16 protein-coding genes are annotated in these 16,145 nt (G+C 42.5%); 13 read left to right on the forward strand and 3 right to left on the reverse strand.

Features of this window, described 5'->3' with window-relative positions; all coding sequences use genetic code 11:
• Positions 1 to 41 precede the first annotated feature (41 nt).
• Entirely contained in the window at positions 42 to 557 is a 516-nt protein-coding gene (locus CLV57_RS14165; protein ID WP_100342039.1) for a VOC family protein, read from the forward strand.
• Positions 558 to 633: 76 nt separating this feature from the next.
• On the opposite strand, the gene CLV57_RS14170 is transcribed toward CLV57_RS14165, so the two are convergent.
• Positions 634 to 1,215 (reverse strand): hypothetical protein, encoded by a 582-nt coding sequence (locus tag CLV57_RS14170; RefSeq protein WP_100342040.1) that lies wholly within the window; start codon positions 1,213 to 1,215, stop codon positions 634 to 636.
• Between the two features lie 103 nt (positions 1,216 to 1,318).
• Between CLV57_RS14170 and CLV57_RS14175 the strand changes: the two genes are divergently transcribed.
• From CLV57_RS14175 to CLV57_RS14200, 6 genes are all read left to right on the forward strand, one after another.
• Entirely contained in the window at positions 1,319 to 1,846 is a 528-nt protein-coding gene (locus CLV57_RS14175; protein WP_100342041.1) for a DUF5946 family protein, read from the forward strand.
• 39 nt (positions 1,847 to 1,885) lie between these two features.
• Positions 1,886 to 2,332 (forward strand): hypothetical protein, encoded by a 447-nt coding sequence (locus CLV57_RS14180; RefSeq protein ID WP_100342042.1) that lies wholly within the window; start codon positions 1,886 to 1,888, stop codon positions 2,330 to 2,332.
• A 157-nt stretch (positions 2,333 to 2,489) separates the two neighbouring features.
• Positions 2,490 to 2,963 carry a hypothetical protein gene (locus CLV57_RS14185; protein WP_245857081.1) on the forward strand — a complete coding sequence of 158 codons (474 nt, stop codon included), beginning with the start codon at positions 2,490 to 2,492 and terminating at the stop codon, positions 2,961 to 2,963.
• A 129-nt stretch (positions 2,964 to 3,092) separates the two neighbouring features.
• Complete coding sequence (locus tag CLV57_RS14190) at positions 3,093 to 3,371, forward strand: hypothetical protein (RefSeq protein ID WP_100342043.1); 279 nt, start codon at positions 3,093 to 3,095, stop codon at positions 3,369 to 3,371.
• Positions 3,371 to 3,958 (forward strand): alpha-ketoglutarate-dependent dioxygenase AlkB family protein, encoded by a 588-nt coding sequence (locus CLV57_RS14195; RefSeq protein ID WP_100342044.1) that lies wholly within the window; start codon positions 3,371 to 3,373, stop codon positions 3,956 to 3,958. Before CLV57_RS14190 ends, CLV57_RS14195 begins: the two co-directional genes overlap by 1 nt.
• A 100-nt stretch (positions 3,959 to 4,058) precedes the next feature.
• Positions 4,059 to 4,679, forward strand: a complete 621-nt coding sequence (locus CLV57_RS14200) for an FISUMP domain-containing protein (RefSeq protein WP_100342045.1) — start codon at positions 4,059 to 4,061, stop codon at positions 4,677 to 4,679.
• 92 nt (positions 4,680 to 4,771) lie between these two features.
• Here CLV57_RS14200 and CLV57_RS14205 read toward each other — a convergent pair whose 3' ends face one another.
• Entirely contained in the window at positions 4,772 to 5,350 is a 579-nt protein-coding gene (locus CLV57_RS14205; protein WP_100342046.1) for a hypothetical protein, read from the reverse strand.
• A 229-nt stretch (positions 5,351 to 5,579) separates the two neighbouring features.
• On the opposite strand from CLV57_RS14205, the gene CLV57_RS14210 reads away from it, so the two are divergent.
• Together CLV57_RS14210 and CLV57_RS14215 are read left to right on the forward strand one after the other, a co-directional pair.
• The gene (locus tag CLV57_RS14210) at positions 5,580 to 7,280 is read left to right on the forward strand and encodes a M3 family oligoendopeptidase (protein ID WP_100342047.1); all 1,701 of its coding nucleotides are present in this window, start codon (positions 5,580 to 5,582) and stop codon (positions 7,278 to 7,280) included.
• A 129-nt stretch (positions 7,281 to 7,409) separates the two neighbouring features.
• A complete protein-coding gene (locus CLV57_RS14215) occupies positions 7,410 to 8,060 on the forward strand; it encodes a hypothetical protein (protein ID WP_169927088.1) in 651 nt (216 codons plus the stop codon).
• 49 nt (positions 8,061 to 8,109) lie between these two features.
• Here CLV57_RS14215 and CLV57_RS14220 read toward each other — a convergent pair whose 3' ends face one another.
• Positions 8,110 to 8,754: a phosphatase PAP2 family protein gene (locus CLV57_RS14220; RefSeq protein WP_157799167.1), complete on the reverse strand. Its 645-nt coding sequence runs from the start codon at positions 8,752 to 8,754 to the stop codon at positions 8,110 to 8,112.
• A 92-nt stretch (positions 8,755 to 8,846) separates the two neighbouring features.
• Here CLV57_RS14220 and CLV57_RS14225 point away from each other — a divergent pair, with 92 nt between their 5' ends.
• From CLV57_RS14225 to CLV57_RS14240, 4 genes are all read left to right on the forward strand, one after another.
• Positions 8,847 to 10,544, forward strand: coding sequence for an amino acid permease (locus tag CLV57_RS14225; RefSeq protein ID WP_100342050.1), 1,698 nt, complete (start codon positions 8,847 to 8,849; stop codon positions 10,542 to 10,544).
• Between the two features lie 222 nt (positions 10,545 to 10,766).
• Positions 10,767 to 14,357 carry a DNA polymerase III subunit alpha gene (gene dnaE / locus CLV57_RS14230; RefSeq protein WP_100342051.1) on the forward strand — a complete coding sequence of 1,197 codons (3,591 nt, stop codon included), beginning with the start codon at positions 10,767 to 10,769 and terminating at the stop codon, positions 14,355 to 14,357.
• Positions 14,358 to 14,820: 463 nt separating this feature from the next.
• Positions 14,821 to 15,141: a thioredoxin gene (gene trxA / locus CLV57_RS14235; protein WP_100342052.1), complete on the forward strand. Its 321-nt coding sequence runs from the start codon at positions 14,821 to 14,823 to the stop codon at positions 15,139 to 15,141.
• Positions 15,142 to 15,219: 78 nt separating this feature from the next.
• Complete coding sequence (locus tag CLV57_RS14240; protein ID WP_100342053.1) at positions 15,220 to 16,140, forward strand: DUF58 domain-containing protein; 921 nt, start codon at positions 15,220 to 15,222, stop codon at positions 16,138 to 16,140.
• The last annotated feature ends 5 nt before the right edge of the window (positions 16,141 to 16,145 follow it).

The raw sequence follows: 16,145 nt of genomic DNA on the forward strand, positions 1-16,145 counted from the left end.
TTTTAAACCCGAACAAAACACCCACTTAACCCATTAACTAAATGAAGCGATTATTATCACTTTTGATTGCGTGTGTCTTATTTGGAGGCACCGCAGCTATGGCGCAATCTAATTTCAGCAGTAAGCTGATAGGCGTTGGCGTTGTTGTATCCGACATTGAGAAGTCGGTTGATTTTTATGTGAACGGCATTGGCATGGTAAAAACCGGTGGTTTTAATATTGCCGAAGATTTTGCCAAACGTTCGGGCCTGTCTAACGGTGTGCCTTTCGCAGTAACCGTTTTGAAGCTGGAGAACAGCCCCGATGCCAACGAGTGGAAGCTCATTAGCATCAAAGGCGCTAAAGCAACGCATCCTAAGCAAAACTACATTCAGGATGATGTGAGGCCGCAGTACATTACCATCAATGTAAAATCGTTAAAGCAAGTAATTGACAGGCTGACCAAAATGAACGTAAAACTATTGGGCAGCACACCAACTACCCTTAACGCGCAAAGCCAGTTTGCGTTTGTCCAAGACCCTGATGGCAACTTTATTGAACTGATTGGCCCGATGTAGGGATTTTGGGGTTAACCTCATCAACTCAAATTCCTAGTATGAAGGCAGTAGTATTTTACCGCTACTGCCTTTATAGTTATCCATTCAAGCTTCCAGGAAATATAACTGCAAGCTCTGTCTCAATAAGCTCAGTTATGCGGTTCGGCCTATATTTATATACGGCAAACAGGGTTCCAACATTTTTTCCTTTACCGGCAACAGACATTTTGAGTCCGGCAGTAGAGCCGTCAGGAGATATAACTGTACCTTTGTTAGTCCCAACAACCCTCATCCAATTTTGCGTAGTAAACAACTCAGGAATCGGAGCATACACGTATTTAATTCCACATGTTTTCTTACCCCCGCTTGATTTGCTGGTACAACTATTCCTTACTGCCAGTTCGATACTCTTTGATTCGTATTCCGCTTTTCTTGATGCTTTGTACTGATCTCTAAGTTTGTTCATTTCAGATTGAAACAGCGCAAGTCTTTGTTCTATATTCAAATCAGTTCGACTTTCCACGTATTTTTTTATAATTTCCTCTTTACCTCTGTATTCAGAAAAGAAATTGTTTACAGGCGTAACCAAATACGATTGGGCATCAGCTCTTTGCGTTAAAATCACCATACATAGAATGACAGCAAACGCCATTTGCGGAAGATTAAGATTTAGTTTCATGGATTTTTTTTCTCAAATTTAGGTCACTTGCTCGTTTATAAGAACGTGTTTTAACGGTTCTTTAATGATGAAAAGACCTATTTTAGACTGAATCAATCTACTTATGCAAAACTGGCAAACCTACGCTGAAAAACACGGCATTAAATTGCTTGATAAAGGCCCTTGTCAGTTTTGCGGCGCTCCTGTTTTAAATGGAGTTGCCGAATGCCATCAAAACGTACATCACATTGCAGAAATACTTGACTATAATGACCCTGCCAACTATATCACCCGCTTTTTAAGTGTTGATGCCATGGCCTTACACCATTATGAGGTGCACGGGCCTTGGAACAATTACATCCATTTTGCGCGACTCGTGTTGATATTTGAAAATAAAGTCGACTGGAATTACAGCCTCACTCCTGTACTTAGCGATGTTGTTAATGATTTCAAAAGAACTCATAAACCCATTACTACTCCGCCAACTGTCGGTCAAAGGGGCAGCATAACTACCGTTGATCTGTTAACTGCCAATACTCCCAATCCTTGCCAGCAAATTGTAAAAGATTGGGCATACAGTGTTTACAAAGCTTTTTACAATTATAAGCCAGCGGTTGAGCCAATTGTGGCTGCGTTTATGTTGAATAGATAATTGTATATATTAATTTAAAGCTTTTTGCGTTGAGTTAGTATGAATAATAAAACTTTAGGCTCGGCATTATCAATAATAGCTTGGTTTATATTGCTCTGCTTAAACGGCATGGGGCAAACCAAAGAATACAAACAAACCACTTTTCAGCAAAATACAGATGTTTGCTTTACTAAAACATTGGTCTTTCTGCATGAAAACAACTACTTTATAGAATCTACCGATAAAGCGAGCGGCTTTATAAAGGCAAAAACATTTTCCAAAAACTCCAAATTACTGTCGGCAAAAGCAGGCGAACGCACATTTATTAGTTTTTTGTTTGTTCCTGATGGCAGCAAAACGCGATTGCTCTTAAACATTTATGCCGAAGATCTGAACTGGGGCGGAAGCACGCAGAACAGGGTGATCTCTGTGGAAGACAAAGGTGTAATTGACGATCCGGCTCCGTATCAAAAACTAATAAGCGACCTAACCAGCCAATTACAATAAATAAACTTTTCGCCTTAAAACCTGTACAAAAATTACTGGCAAACATACGCCTTATTAAGATGTTAAATACCTTATTTAACCCAAATATGTCATAGCTGCATTAAGTGTGATTTGGCAAGATTTATGCTATCAGCATCGTTAACAACACAACAACATCATGAAAAGGATATTTCAACTAACATTTACCGTTTTAGCCGTTGCAATTATTTTACAGGCTTGCTCAACTACCAAAAGTGTAGTAGGTACTAACAATGGTCCGCTGCGCGGCACCTGGACATTAACCAACGTAAGCTACGAAGGGCTTGTACCGGGAGCGGTACAAAACGTATTTGATCAGGCTTCGCCTGCATCGTTTGTAAACAGCACATGGGAGCTGCCAAATAACGGGAACGGCAAGTACACGCTAAGTAATGGCACATCACAAAGCATATTCTGGAGCTATAACAATGCTGATAAAGCCAACCCTATTTTTCAGTTCAAAAAAATCTACGAGGGTGAAAAGGCGAACAAGATAGCCGAAGGTTACCAGCTTAACGTTGCCCAGGTTGATGATACGTCAATGACCTTAAAATCGCCCGTTGCTAATGGCAGCAAAACGGCCTACATTGTTTACACCTTCCGTAAACAGTAAAACATTTTAAACTCTTTTTTAAAAGCAGCCGGACAATATCCGGCTGCTTTTTTCATTTATGAGGTTCGGAACGGCTCACAAACTTGCTAATATTATTAGCAAACACTAACTTTGACAAAAGTTTTAACAATGCCGTTAACTAAAGTAAAGCAATATTTAACAGCCGAAGCCAGGGCATGGCTAAGTCGCCCAAATGGCAGCGGCGAAGTTATTCGCGTGGTTCCCTCCTACGCGCCTGTCGGGCAGCAATGCTATGAGTTGTACACATCTTACGAACAGGTTACCGAGAATTTAGGGCGTATTTTATTTGACGCTGAGGGCTACTGGATATATGATGGATACCATTTACAGGTAGCAGATCAGGAACAGATCGCCTCCTTCATCATTAACTACATGGAGCGCTTGTAATGGAACAACTGGCGTTATTTGCAGAAGCAGGGCAAAGCAAAGGGCTGCCCAAGCATTTATTGGAATATCGCCCTGCTTTGCTTAGCGCAACTGAAAGTGATCTGCTTTTAACAAAGTTGATTACAGAAACACCGTGGAAACAAACTACGCAAAAACTTTGGGACAAAGAATTTTTAACGCCACGCCTAACCTGCTGGTACGGTGAGACCAACCGCATTGAAGGCACACTGCCCTGGACACCCGATCTGCAAGCCATAAGGGATTTGGTAGAGCCATTAGCAGGAATACATTTTAACAGCGTTTTGCTCAATTATTACCGCGATGGGAACGACTCGGTTGCCTGGCATAGTGATAAGGAAAGCATTATGGGCAGCCAGCCGGTAATTGCATCGGTAAGTTTTGGCCAGGTGCGCAGCTTTGACATCCGAAATAAAGACGACCACAAAGAGCACTACTCGGTAAAACTCGAGCACGGCTCATTTTTATTGATGAAAAGCGGCTTGCAGGAGCAGTGGCAGCACCGTATTGCCAAATCTGCCAAGCCCATGAAAGCGCGAATTAATTTAACTTTCAGGCAGATACTATAACCGGGCATTCTAAGTATAAGTACGTTTTTTGTAAACAGGTGTAACGATAGGGCAGCGCATCTCGTCTTACCGCACAATTACAATTAAATATATACTTGTTATGCGTTTAAAAACCACCTTGTTAGCAATAATAACCCTTTTGTTCTGCTTTACTGCCTGCAAAAAAGACGAAAAAAAAGAACCCACACCACCACCAACTACCGGTACAATCAGTATTAACGGGAAAGACTATAAAACTGTTCAAATAGGCAACCAAACATGGACAAGCGAGAGCTATGCCGGTGACGGCGGTTTGGCTTACGGACCAACAGTCAAACCCGAGTATGGCAAGTACTACACTTACACAGAAGTGAAAGCCATTGCCCTACCTGCAGGCTGGCGACTGCCAACTATTGATGATTACAAAACCATGGGCCAGGCTGTAGGTATTAATTTCACTGCCGGAGCGCAAAATACCGAAGCAGCCAAAAAACTGATATCAAAAACCGGTTGGAAAAACGCTACCGGAAGCAATGCTTCTGGTTTAAATCTGTTTCCGAGTAACATGATCTATAATGGCCAGCCTGCTATAGATGGCGACGTAGCCGAGTTCTGGACGGCCAGCGGCAGTACCTTCAGTATTATGGAGGCCGGCACAAACGGCAGCTTACTGAATGTGCAGTTTTTCAGCAACAGCAATTTGCCAGAGTACCGCTTCCCGGTAAGGTTTGTGAGAGATTAAGTTCTCTATCACATTGTAACATAAAAGCGAAGCTTTAAGATAAGCGAGCTTTTATGTTATTGATCGGGTCAATGTATTGCAGGCTGTGTTGATCAGTGCATACATCCAACATAAATTTTTGACTTGAGCTTAAAAGAACGGCTGTCAACCTTCTTCATTGCAATTAGAGCACTATCCGCGCTGGTTTCATTTTCATAAATGCCTGTAACCAAAGCAATGGTTTTATCCTTAGCCGTTGGCTGATAAACCGACAGATATTCAAGACTCAAATTACCGGATGGATATCGGCGGGGGAAATAATCTCCCGCATAAATTTCGTCATCGGCATCGTCCGGAAGCGCTATCAAATTCTTTTTAGCATTATAATAACGCCCGATGGTATCAATAGGAATATCAAACTGCTTGTTTATTTTCAGCATCTTACCTCGGAGGGTATAATAGTTAGCGCCGGTATCGGCAACAACAACATAATAGGTTGCGTATTCATCATCTACATTTAAGGTGCTATCAAGCTTTTCTTTTAAATCACTTTTTACCAATGTAGTAAGAGTATCCTTCCGTCCTTCGGGTTGCTCAGATATTTCCTGCGTTTGCTTGTGCCCGCAAGCCGTAACCAAAACGATAAGTATAAAGTAAATACATAACACCTCTTTAGCACGTTTTTGAGTCATATTGATATAAAAGTACAAGTCGGAAATGATATAGTGAAGTTTGACAGCATTTATAATTCAGCCCAAGTATTTCATCTATTTTCGTGTACCAAACACAACTCCCGGACTTGCCGACTTTCCGAACTTCCTGACAAAACGAAAAATGTTTACATCTTTCAGACGTACACGCTTCCGCACTTGCCGACTAATCTGCACATTTGCATATCTACATATTTACGCATCAACAAACATGATCCATAAAAAAACACGCAAATACATCCCTGCTGATCTGGATATCAAATGGGAAAACCTTGAACCACTTTATACTGACTTGGTTAACCGCCATATCAACAACGTAGGCGATCTGGAGCTTTGGCTACGCGACCGCAGCGAACTGGAAGCTGCTTTAGAGGAAGACTTTGCCTGGCGCTATATCCGCATGACCTGCGATACCAATAGTGAGGAAAAGCTGGCCGCTTTCCAATACTTCGCTACCGAGATTGAGCCTAAAACAGCGCCTTACAGTAACGAACTTAACAAAAAACTGGTTGCCAGCGATTTTTTTGACGAACTGGACCACGACAAATATTTTGTTTACCTCCGCGGTGTTAAAAAAGCGTTGGAACTGTTCAGGGAAGAAAACATCCCGATACAAACACAGATACAGGTGGAGCAGCAAAAGTACCAGCAGATAAGCGGTGCTATGTCTGTTACCATTGGCGATAAGGAATATACCTTAGAACAAGCAGCAGTTTTGCTGAAAGATACTGATCGCGCCAAACGCGAGGAAGCCTGGAAAGCAATAACCTCCCGCCGCCTGCAGGAAAAAGAGAAATTGGATGAGTTGTACGATCACCTGCGCGGCCTGCGCCACCAGGTAGCTGTAAACGCCGGTTTTGAAAACTACCGCGACTATATGTTCCAGGCCTTAGGCAGATTTGACTACACCCCGCAGGATTGCTATGCCTTCCATGAAGCCATTGAGCGCGAGGTGGTACCTATTTTGCAGGAGCAGGCACATCAGCGCAAAGAGGCATTAGGCCTGGAAGAACTTCGTCCCTGGGATATGGATGTAAATACTTCAGGCAAACCACCGCTTAAACCATTTAACAACGGCGAGGAACTTATAGATAAAACCATCCAGTGCTTTACCAACATCAGCAAGTACCTGGGTGAGCGTTTGGAAATAATGAAGGTTAACAACCTGTTTGATGTGGAGAGCCGCAAAGGTAAGGCTCCGGGTGGTTACAACTATCCCCTATCAGAAACCGGCGCGCCTTTCATCTTTATGAACTCGGCTAATACCTTCCGCGATCTGACCACCATGGTACACGAGGGTGGGCATGCTGTACATACTTTCCTTACTGCTGATCTGGAACTGAACGACTTTAAACATTGCCCGTCTGAAGTGGCGGAGTTGGCGTCTATGTCAATGGAGCTGCTCTCTATGGATAACTGGAATGTGTACTTTACTAATGAGGACGACCTGCGCCGCGCCAAACGCGACCAATTGGTGGATGTGTTGAAAACCCTGCCATGGGTAGCCGTGGTTGACCAGTTCCAGCACTGGATCTACACCAACCCTGGCCACACTGCAGACGAGCGTCGCGACGCCTGGAAGCAGATCTATGAGCGCTTTGGTGCCGGCTTTGCCGATTGGAGCGGTTTTGAAGATGCAGAGCTTAACCTATGGCAAAAACAGCTGCATATATTTGAGATACCGTTCTACTATATTGAATATGGCATGGCTCAGTTAGGTGCTATCGCGGTATGGAAAAACTATAAAGAAAATCCTACAAAAGCACTTGAGCAATACCTGGATGCTTTGAAGTTAGGCTACACCAAAACCATTAAAGAGATATACGAGACAGCAGGCATCAAATTTGATTTCAGCGCTGATTATGTAGCCGAACTGGCACAATTTGTTAAGGCAGAGATAGAGAAATTGTAGTTAGAGATTAGTTGAGTTGTGATTAGCAATTAGTCTTTTTTAACTTAAACTATACCTAATTTAACATTAATTAACAATTCTCTGACTGCCATATACCCCACTTGGTACGGTTTTAGGGGCACTTAACACATGAGGAAAATGATGTTAAGTGCCGCCTTGCTGTTTTTTACCGCAGCAGGATTTGCACAACAACTGGAACCGGTAAAAATTGATAGTCTGGTAACTGTGTCGTTACCGGCCAGCTATAATAAAGTTGATACCCTTGACCAGCAGGTTTATTCTGCCAATAGCGATCTGGGTTATATGGTGGTAGTTAAAGCTACCGAAGACAATAACAAACCTTTGGAAAAAGAGAATGACCTCAACAAGGTGATGGATAACTATGTAGATAACTTTAAGCACCAATACAAAGATGCCAGCGCCCAAAACGTGCGCGACACCACTGTTGGCCCGCTTAAAGCAAAAGCTTTTACATTAGAGTATCGCGCCGACGACAGCAGTGTTCAGTTTAAAAACTTTGTTTTGCTTTACACTACAGGGGCAAGCTACTTTTTTCAATACGCGTACCCAAGTATGCGATCAGATGTGGTAGGTAACGAATTAAAAACCTTCCTGTCGTCAATAAAGGTTTCGCCGCAACTATCAAGAACTGACCAATACTTATCTAATGATAAAGGCATGTCTCCTGTAGTAAAAACAGGGCTAATAGCAGGCGGCTCTTTACTGGTAGTAGCCTTAGTTGTTGTTTGGATGAACAAACGTAAACAAGCTATTGCATAATATAACAACCTGATTTAAGAATAAAGGGATGGCAAATTTGCCATCCCTTTTATTTTTTTATAAGTCCCCGGCTCCATTTTCCGGAGTGCAGGAATTTCCAGTTGTCGGCAAAATATAACCAGATGGCGCTGATCATCACACCAATGGCCGAACCTGCGGTTACATCCTCAAAAAAATGCTGACTAAGGTACATCCTTGAATAACCTACCAGGGCAGCTAGCAGGAATAAAGGTAATCCCCACTGCTTTTTACGGCATAAATAAGTAATCACAATAGCGGTGCTAAAGGCACTCACGGTATGCCCCGACGGAAAACTATGCAGGCTCAATTGTTCAGTGCCAATTACAAAATGTATTCGGTCCAGCTGGTCTTTAAAATACAGTTGTGGTCGTGGGGCATCAAAATATCGCTTTAATACCTGTGCTACCAACGCACTTACAATGTTGGCGGTAGACACTAAAAACGCAAAACGATAATTATACAGGATGAGCGCTAAACCTAATACTACCACCGTCCAACCACTACCCATATTGGTAATATAGGGCGCGGCATTATCTGCCCAAGGGCTGTAAAGTGCATTTACGTAGAAATAAATTTCTTCACGGGTGTAGGTTAGCTTTATTATCAAACAAATGGCAAGCACAATTAAAAAGGGGATCAAAAACCATCTTACCTGATATAAAATGTGCCTCATGCTTATATTCATGCTGCAAAGTAACGCATATACTTATACTCAGCAAAAAAATGATTATGTTTGATTTCCATTGACGCATCTTATTAAATCAAATGTCGAAAAGTATATTTCGAAAAAAGTCTATTAGCAAAATTTTAGCCGACGTTGCAAGCGGCTTCAGCGACTCAGAACACTCAGGCGTTCATCTCCAAAAAGAATTAAAAGTTAAGGACCTTACCTTGATGGGTATAGCCGCAGTTGTAGGCGCAGGTATATTCTCCACCATCGGCGAAGCATCGTTTTATGGCGGACCGGGGGTAAGTATATTATTCGTATTAACTGCCATTACCTGTGGGTTCTCCGCACTTTGTTATGCCGAATTTGCTTCCCGCATACCGGTTGCAGGTAGCGCTTATACCTATGCTTATGCATCATTTGGTGAGCTGATAGCATGGATAATTGGCTGGGACCTGTTGATGGAATATGCCATTGGTAATATTGCCGTGGCCATATCATGGAGCGGCTATTTTGTGAACCTGTTAGAAGGGTTTAACATCCATATGCCCGCTTACCTCACCATGGATTATTTAACAGCATTTAAAGCGCACGAAAAAATACAGGAACTCACCGCAGCTGGTCAGCTTTCAACTATTACCGATGACCTTAAAAACGCTGCTGAAGCTTGGGCTACAGCTCCTGGTTCAGGCGATTTCAGAATAATAGCCAACATACCGGCACTGCTTATTGTGGTGATCATAACTTATTTGGTCTACATAGGTATACGCGAAACTAAAAAGGCAACCAATGCTATGGTTATGCTTAAAATAGCGGTGGTTATTGCAGTAATTATTATTGGTTTTTTCTATGTTACTCCGGCCAACTGGCACCCGTTTTTACCTAATGGTTTTGGTGGGGTAATGAAGGGCGTATCGGGTGTATTCTTTGCCTACATTGGCTTTGATGCCATATCAACCACTGCTGAAGAATGCGAGAACCCCCGGCGTGACTTGCCGCGCGGCATGATCTACTCATTGGTTATTTGCACCGTTTTATACGTGTTGGTTGCATTGGTACTCACAGGAATGGTTAGTTACAAAGACCTGCAAGTTGCCGACCCGTTGGCATTTGTTTTTGGCAAGATCGGTCTTAATAAAATTAGCTATGTAATATCTGTAAGCGCGGTTATCGCTACAGCCAGCGTGTTGCTTATTTTCCAATTGGGACAACCACGCATATGGATGAGCATGAGTCGTGATGGTTTATTACCCAAAGCGTTTTCGCGTATTCATCCAAAATATCGCACACCATCATTCTCAACCATTGTAACAGGTTTTGTGGTAGCTATACCCGCATTGTTTATGAACCTTACTGAGGTAACCGACCTAACAAGCATAGGCACCCTGTTTGCATTTGTGCTGGTTTGCGGCGGCGTGTTGCTTTTACCTAAAGAAGATGCTACCCGCGGGCGTTTCAAAATGCCTTACATCAACGCCAGGTTTATAATGCCCGCTTTGTTTGTAGTTGGGATCGTTGTTTTCAGATCGCAGCTCAGCGGCTTATTTTCAGGTGATGATCTGCACCAGAACTTCCCCTACTTCCTGTTTGTAATTTTAGCTGCGGGCTTGGCGGTGGCATCGTTCATAAAAAATCTGTCGCTAATTCCTGTTTTGGGTTTATTGAGCTGTTTTTATTTAATGTCGTCTCTAAACTATCAAAGCTGGATAAGGTTCCTCATCTGGCTGGTTATTGGTTTAGTTATATACGCTACCTATAGCTATAAAAACAGCGCGCTTGCTAAAGAAGTTAATTGATTTGTTCTGAACTAAGATTGTCTGAACTAAGATTAGTTGGATTGATATTATTATAGGATTATACCATCCGGTTGTTTAAATCTTAAACTCAAATAAATCCTGCAAATCTTAGTTCAGACAAATCATCCTTAAGACATTCTTTTCAACACCGCTGTTCTGCCATTACTTTTTTAATAAATTTGTATACTACCGATTTGGGGAGAAAGATATAGCGAGTTTATCATGCCGGAATTTTCACACTTACACGTACACACCCAGTTTTCACTATTAGACGGTGCTGCCGATATATCCAAGCTTTATAAAAAAGCTGCTGCGGATGGCATGAAAGCGCTGGCTATTACTGACCATGGTAACATGTTTGGGGTGTTTAAATTTGTGGCCGAGGCCGGTAAACACAATGTTAAACCCATTGTAGGCTGCGAGTTTTATGTGGTTGAGGATCGCCATAAAAAACAATTCACCAAAGAGAAAAAAGATGTACGCCGGCACCAGCTTTTCTTAGCTAAAAACCCCGAAGGTTATAAAAACCTGGTTAAGCTGTGCTCTTACGGCTACATGGAAGGCCTTTACAGCAAATGGCCCCGTATTGATAAAGAACTTATATTAAAGCACCATAAAGGGCTTATTGCCACTACTTGCTGTATTGGCGCATCGGTACCGCAAACTATTTTAAAAGGTACACCGGAGGAAGCGGAGGCCGAATTTAAATGGTGGCTCGACCTGTTTGGCGAAGACTATTACATAGAATTACAACGACATGAAATTCCAGAGCAGGAGATCATCAACCAGCAACTGCTCAAATACGCCAAAAAATATAATGTAAAGGTGATCTGCTCTAATGATTCGCACTACGTGGATCAGCAGGACAGTAACGCGCACGATATTTTGCTTTGTGTGAACACCGGCGATATGCAAAGCACTCCTATTGCTACCGATGAGGAAGGCGGCAAGGGATACAGGTTTGGTTTCCCTAACGACCAATTCTATTTTAAAACACAGGCCGAAATGGGACAACTGTTCCATGACCTGCCGGAATCATTAGACAACACAGGCGAGATCGTGGACAAGGTGGAGGTATTGAAGCTGAAACGCGACATATTGCTACCTAACTTTGTTATCCCCAACGAGTTTAAAATACACAGCGAAAGCACGCCGGATTCGGATACGCTAAACCAGTGGGAATACCTTAAACACTTAACGTTTAAGGGTGCTGCCGAGCGTTACAGTGACCTCACCGCCGAAATTGAAGAACGCATCAACTTTGAGTTGTTCACCATACGCACCATGGGCTTTGCGGGCTACTTCCTTATCGTGGCCGACTTTATTAAAGCCGGGCGAGATATGGGTGTATTTATTGGCCCGGGGCGTGGTTCGGCAGCGGGTTCGGTGGTGGCTTATTGTATAGGCATCACCAACATAGACCCTGTAAAATATAACCTGCTGTTTGAAAGATTCCTGAACCCCGACCGTAAGTCGATGCCCGATATTGATACGGACTTTGACGATGCCGGCAGGCAGCGTGTAATTGATTACGTAGTTGATAAGTACGGCAAAAATCAGGTGGCGCAGATCATCACCTACGGTTCAATGGCTGCGCGTACCAGTATTCAGGATGTTGGCCGCGTACTGGATATGCCATTATCAGATGTTAGCGCACTGAAAAAGCTGGTGCCTGAAACCTTGGGTATCAACCTGAAAACCGCTATCGAGCAGGTGCCTGAACTACAGGATATCTACAAATCAAACGACCTGAAAGGTGTGGTACTTCGCGAGGCTGAAAAGCTGGAGGGTTCTGTACGTAATACAGGTGTACACGCTGCAGGTATCATTATCGCCCCATATGACCTTACCGACATTGTACCGGTAGCAACAGCAAAGGATTCTGACCTGTTGGTTACCCAATATGATGGCCGTGTTATTGAGGATGCAGGCGTTATCAAGATGGACTTTTTGGGGCTAAAAACGCTTACTATTTTAAAGGACGCCCTTCGCCTCATCAAGCAAAATCATGGTGTTGAGATAGATATAGATTACATCCCGCTTGACGACCAGAAAACTTTTGAGCTATACCAACGCGGCGATACCAACGGCACGTTCCAGTTTGAAAGTGATGGTATGCAAATGTACCTGCGCGAACTAAAACCCGATAAGTTTGAGGACTTGATAGCCATGAACGCCCTTTATCGTCCGGGGCCGATAGAGTATATACCCAACTTTATTAACCGTAAGCATGGCCGTGAACCCATAACGTTTGACTTGCCGGATATGGAAGAATACCTGGGTGAAACCTACGGTATTACGGTGTATCAGGAGCAGGTGATGCTTCTATCGCAGAAACTGGCTGGCTTTAGTAAAGGTGATGCCGACGTTCTGCGTAAAGCCATGGGTAAAAAGCAGATTGAGGTATTGAACAAAATGGAGGCGCAGTTTATGGATGGCGCTTCGGCTAAAGGGCATCCAAAAGATAAGCTGACAAAGATATGGAACGATTGGAAAGCATTTGCCCAATACGCGTTCAACAAATCGCACTCCACCTGTTATGCATTTGTGGCCTATCAAACGGCTTATTTAAAAGCGCATTATCCTTCTGAATACATGGCCGCGGTTTTAAACAACCAGAATAGTATTGAGAAGATCACCTTCTTTATGGAGGAGTGCCGCCGCATGGGTATTGAGGTTTTGGGCCCTGATATTAACGAAAGTTATATGGCCTTTACCGCTAATAAAAACGGCGTTATCCGCTTTGGTTTGGCCGGTGTTAAAGGCGTTGGCGAAAAGGCGGTTGAAAGCATTATTGATGAGCGCATTGAGCGCGGCCCTTATAAGGATGTTTACGATTTTGCAAGGCGCTCTAACACACGTAGCGTTAACCGCAAGGCTTATGAAAATTTAGTTTATGGCGGCGCGTTTGATAATTTCGGTTATCACCGGGCGCAGTTTTTCGCTAAATCAGAGAATGTACCGCTTACCGGGGTAGAACGTTTGATCAAGTACTCAAATGATTACCAAAATACACAAAACAGCTCACAGTCTTCCCTATTTGGCGGGTCGGTAGCCTCATTTGTTCCGGAACCGCCTATGCCTGAGTGCGAAGAGTGGGGTTTGATAGAAAAATTAAAGTGTGAGAAAGACGTAATTGGTATATACCTTACCGGACACCCGCTTGACAATTATAAATTGGAGCTGGAAAAGTATTGTAATAGTACCATTGCCGATTTAAAGAATATGCAAAAAGCCCGCTCGGGCGAAGGTGGCGAAGAAGTAATGGCTGCTTTTGCCGCGCTTAGAAGAAAGGGCGAGGTATGCATTGGCGGACTGGTGGGTAACGCTCAGCATAAAATGACAAAAACGGGCAGGCCTTTCGGCACCTTTGTTTTGGAAGATTACTATGAATCGTACGAGTTTGCCCTTTTTGGCGATGACTACGTGAAGTTTAAGGATCTCATGGTTAATGGTTACTTTCTTCATATTAAAGGTACAATTGAAGAAAAATTCAGACAGAAAGATAACTGGGACCTGCGCATAACTACTATGAGCCTGCTCACAGAAATGCGCGACAAGTTAACCCGCTCTTTAACCGTAGCGCTTGACCTGAGTGCCATTAACTCACAACTGATGCAGGATATTCAAAAGGTAGTAAATATCAACAACGAAAAATATCCGGTAAAAAACTGCTCGCTGCGTTTCATTATAAAAGACCGCGAAGATTCTTTATTGGTTGATATGGCCTCAAAAACGTACAAGGTAAACCCAAGTGATGACCTAATGGCAGATATAGCATCGCTTACCCGCACACAGCCTATTTTAAATTAACAGCTGAATTGCTATCTTATTGTAAACAAAACTCCCTTGTTAGGGTTGTTTATATTACTCCTGCAATATAATACCGCTAAATCCAGCCGATACTTTTCATCGTAATTACACCTCTATCTTAACATTACTTACAATTTCTGTTATGGAAAAACCGTATTTACGTTGTCATAAATGCAAACAACCCTTTCACTACCGGGTTAAAACACCTTTATGGCTTTCATCCATTTTGTTCTTTTTACCAATAAAAAGTTTCTTCTGCGCGCGGTGTTTAAAAGTGAGGCACCTCCTTTTATCAGACAAAGATTTTGAAAAATATCATGATCCGTTATAGCCGTTGATCACCAATTTGTCAAAGTGGATAATTATGCAGTTTGTTAGTAATTTCTTTGTCAGAATGTCAGTACCGTACTTGTGGCAAGCAATTTGAATACTCATATTTGTTTAACAATAAAATTTATATATCATGGCTTTAGAAATAACCGACGCAAACTTTGAGGAGCTTGTGCTTAAATCAGATAAACCCGTATTAGTTGACTTTTGGGCTGAATGGTGCGGTCCTTGTAGAATGGTTGGCCCGGTAGTAGAAGAAATATCAAAAGATTATGCAGATAAGGCTGTAGTTGGAAAAGTGAATGTTGACCATAACCCAGGTATCTCTGTAAAATACGGCATCCGTAATATACCTGCGTTATTATACTTCAAAAACGGCGAGATAGTTGACAAACAAATCGGCGCTGTTCCTAAATCAGTATTAGCTGGTAAATTAGACAAGCAACTGGCATAATTGTCCGTATCAAATAATTCGTTTAAAAAGCGTTACAATTGATTTGTAACGCTTTTTTTGTTTTATTTTAGTTTTTATATGTCGCAACTCAACGAAGATCAGCACGTAAGGCAATTAGCCAACCTTGAATTATTGGCCCGGCAAGTGGTTGAAGGTTTTATTACCGGCCTGCACCAAAGTCCGTTTCATGGCTTTTCGGTTGAGTTTGCCGAACACCGCTTATATAACAATGGCGAGTCGGTTAAGAATATAGATTGGAAGTTGTTTGCCAAAACAGATAAGCTGTTTGTTAAGCAGTTTGAAGAAGAAACCAACCTGCGCTGTTATCTGGTTTTAGATACATCCTCGTCTATGAACTTCCCCGAGCAGGGTTTGAATAAGCTGCAGTTCTCCATATATGGTATTGCATCGTTAATGTACCTCTTCAAAAAGCAGCGCGATGCTTTCGGTTTGTGTACGTTCTCTGATAAAATTGATAAGTTAACACCGGCCAAATCGGCGTCAACCCATTTATTTTATTTGTATGCCGAACTGGAAAAACTGTACCAGCAACCCAACACCAATACAACTACTAACATTGCCGATGTATTGCATCATGTAGCAGATCAGGTACACCAACGGTCGCTTATCATTATATTCAGTGATATGTTGGAGAATAATATGGACAATGCCAAACTGCAAGCGCTTTTTGCAGCTATACAACACTTAAAATATAACAAGCACGAGGTTATTATTTTTAACGTGAATGATAAGCAAAAAGAAATGGAATTTAGTTTTGATAACCGTCCGCATCATTTTATTGATATGGAGAGCGGGGAAGAAATTAAGGTGCATCCGGGTAAAATACGTAACGCTTACCAAACCTCGTTAATGCATTACCGGCGCGAGCTCGAACTAAAATGCGCACAATACAATATTGATATTGTTGACGCTGCTGTACAGGATGGTTATTACCAGATACTGCGCTCCTATCTTATTAAAAGGAACAGCATGATCTAACAAGA

The sequence above is a fragment of the Mucilaginibacter auburnensis genome, assembly GCF_002797815.1.
Classification (GTDB): domain Bacteria; phylum Bacteroidota; class Bacteroidia; order Sphingobacteriales; family Sphingobacteriaceae; genus Mucilaginibacter; species Mucilaginibacter auburnensis.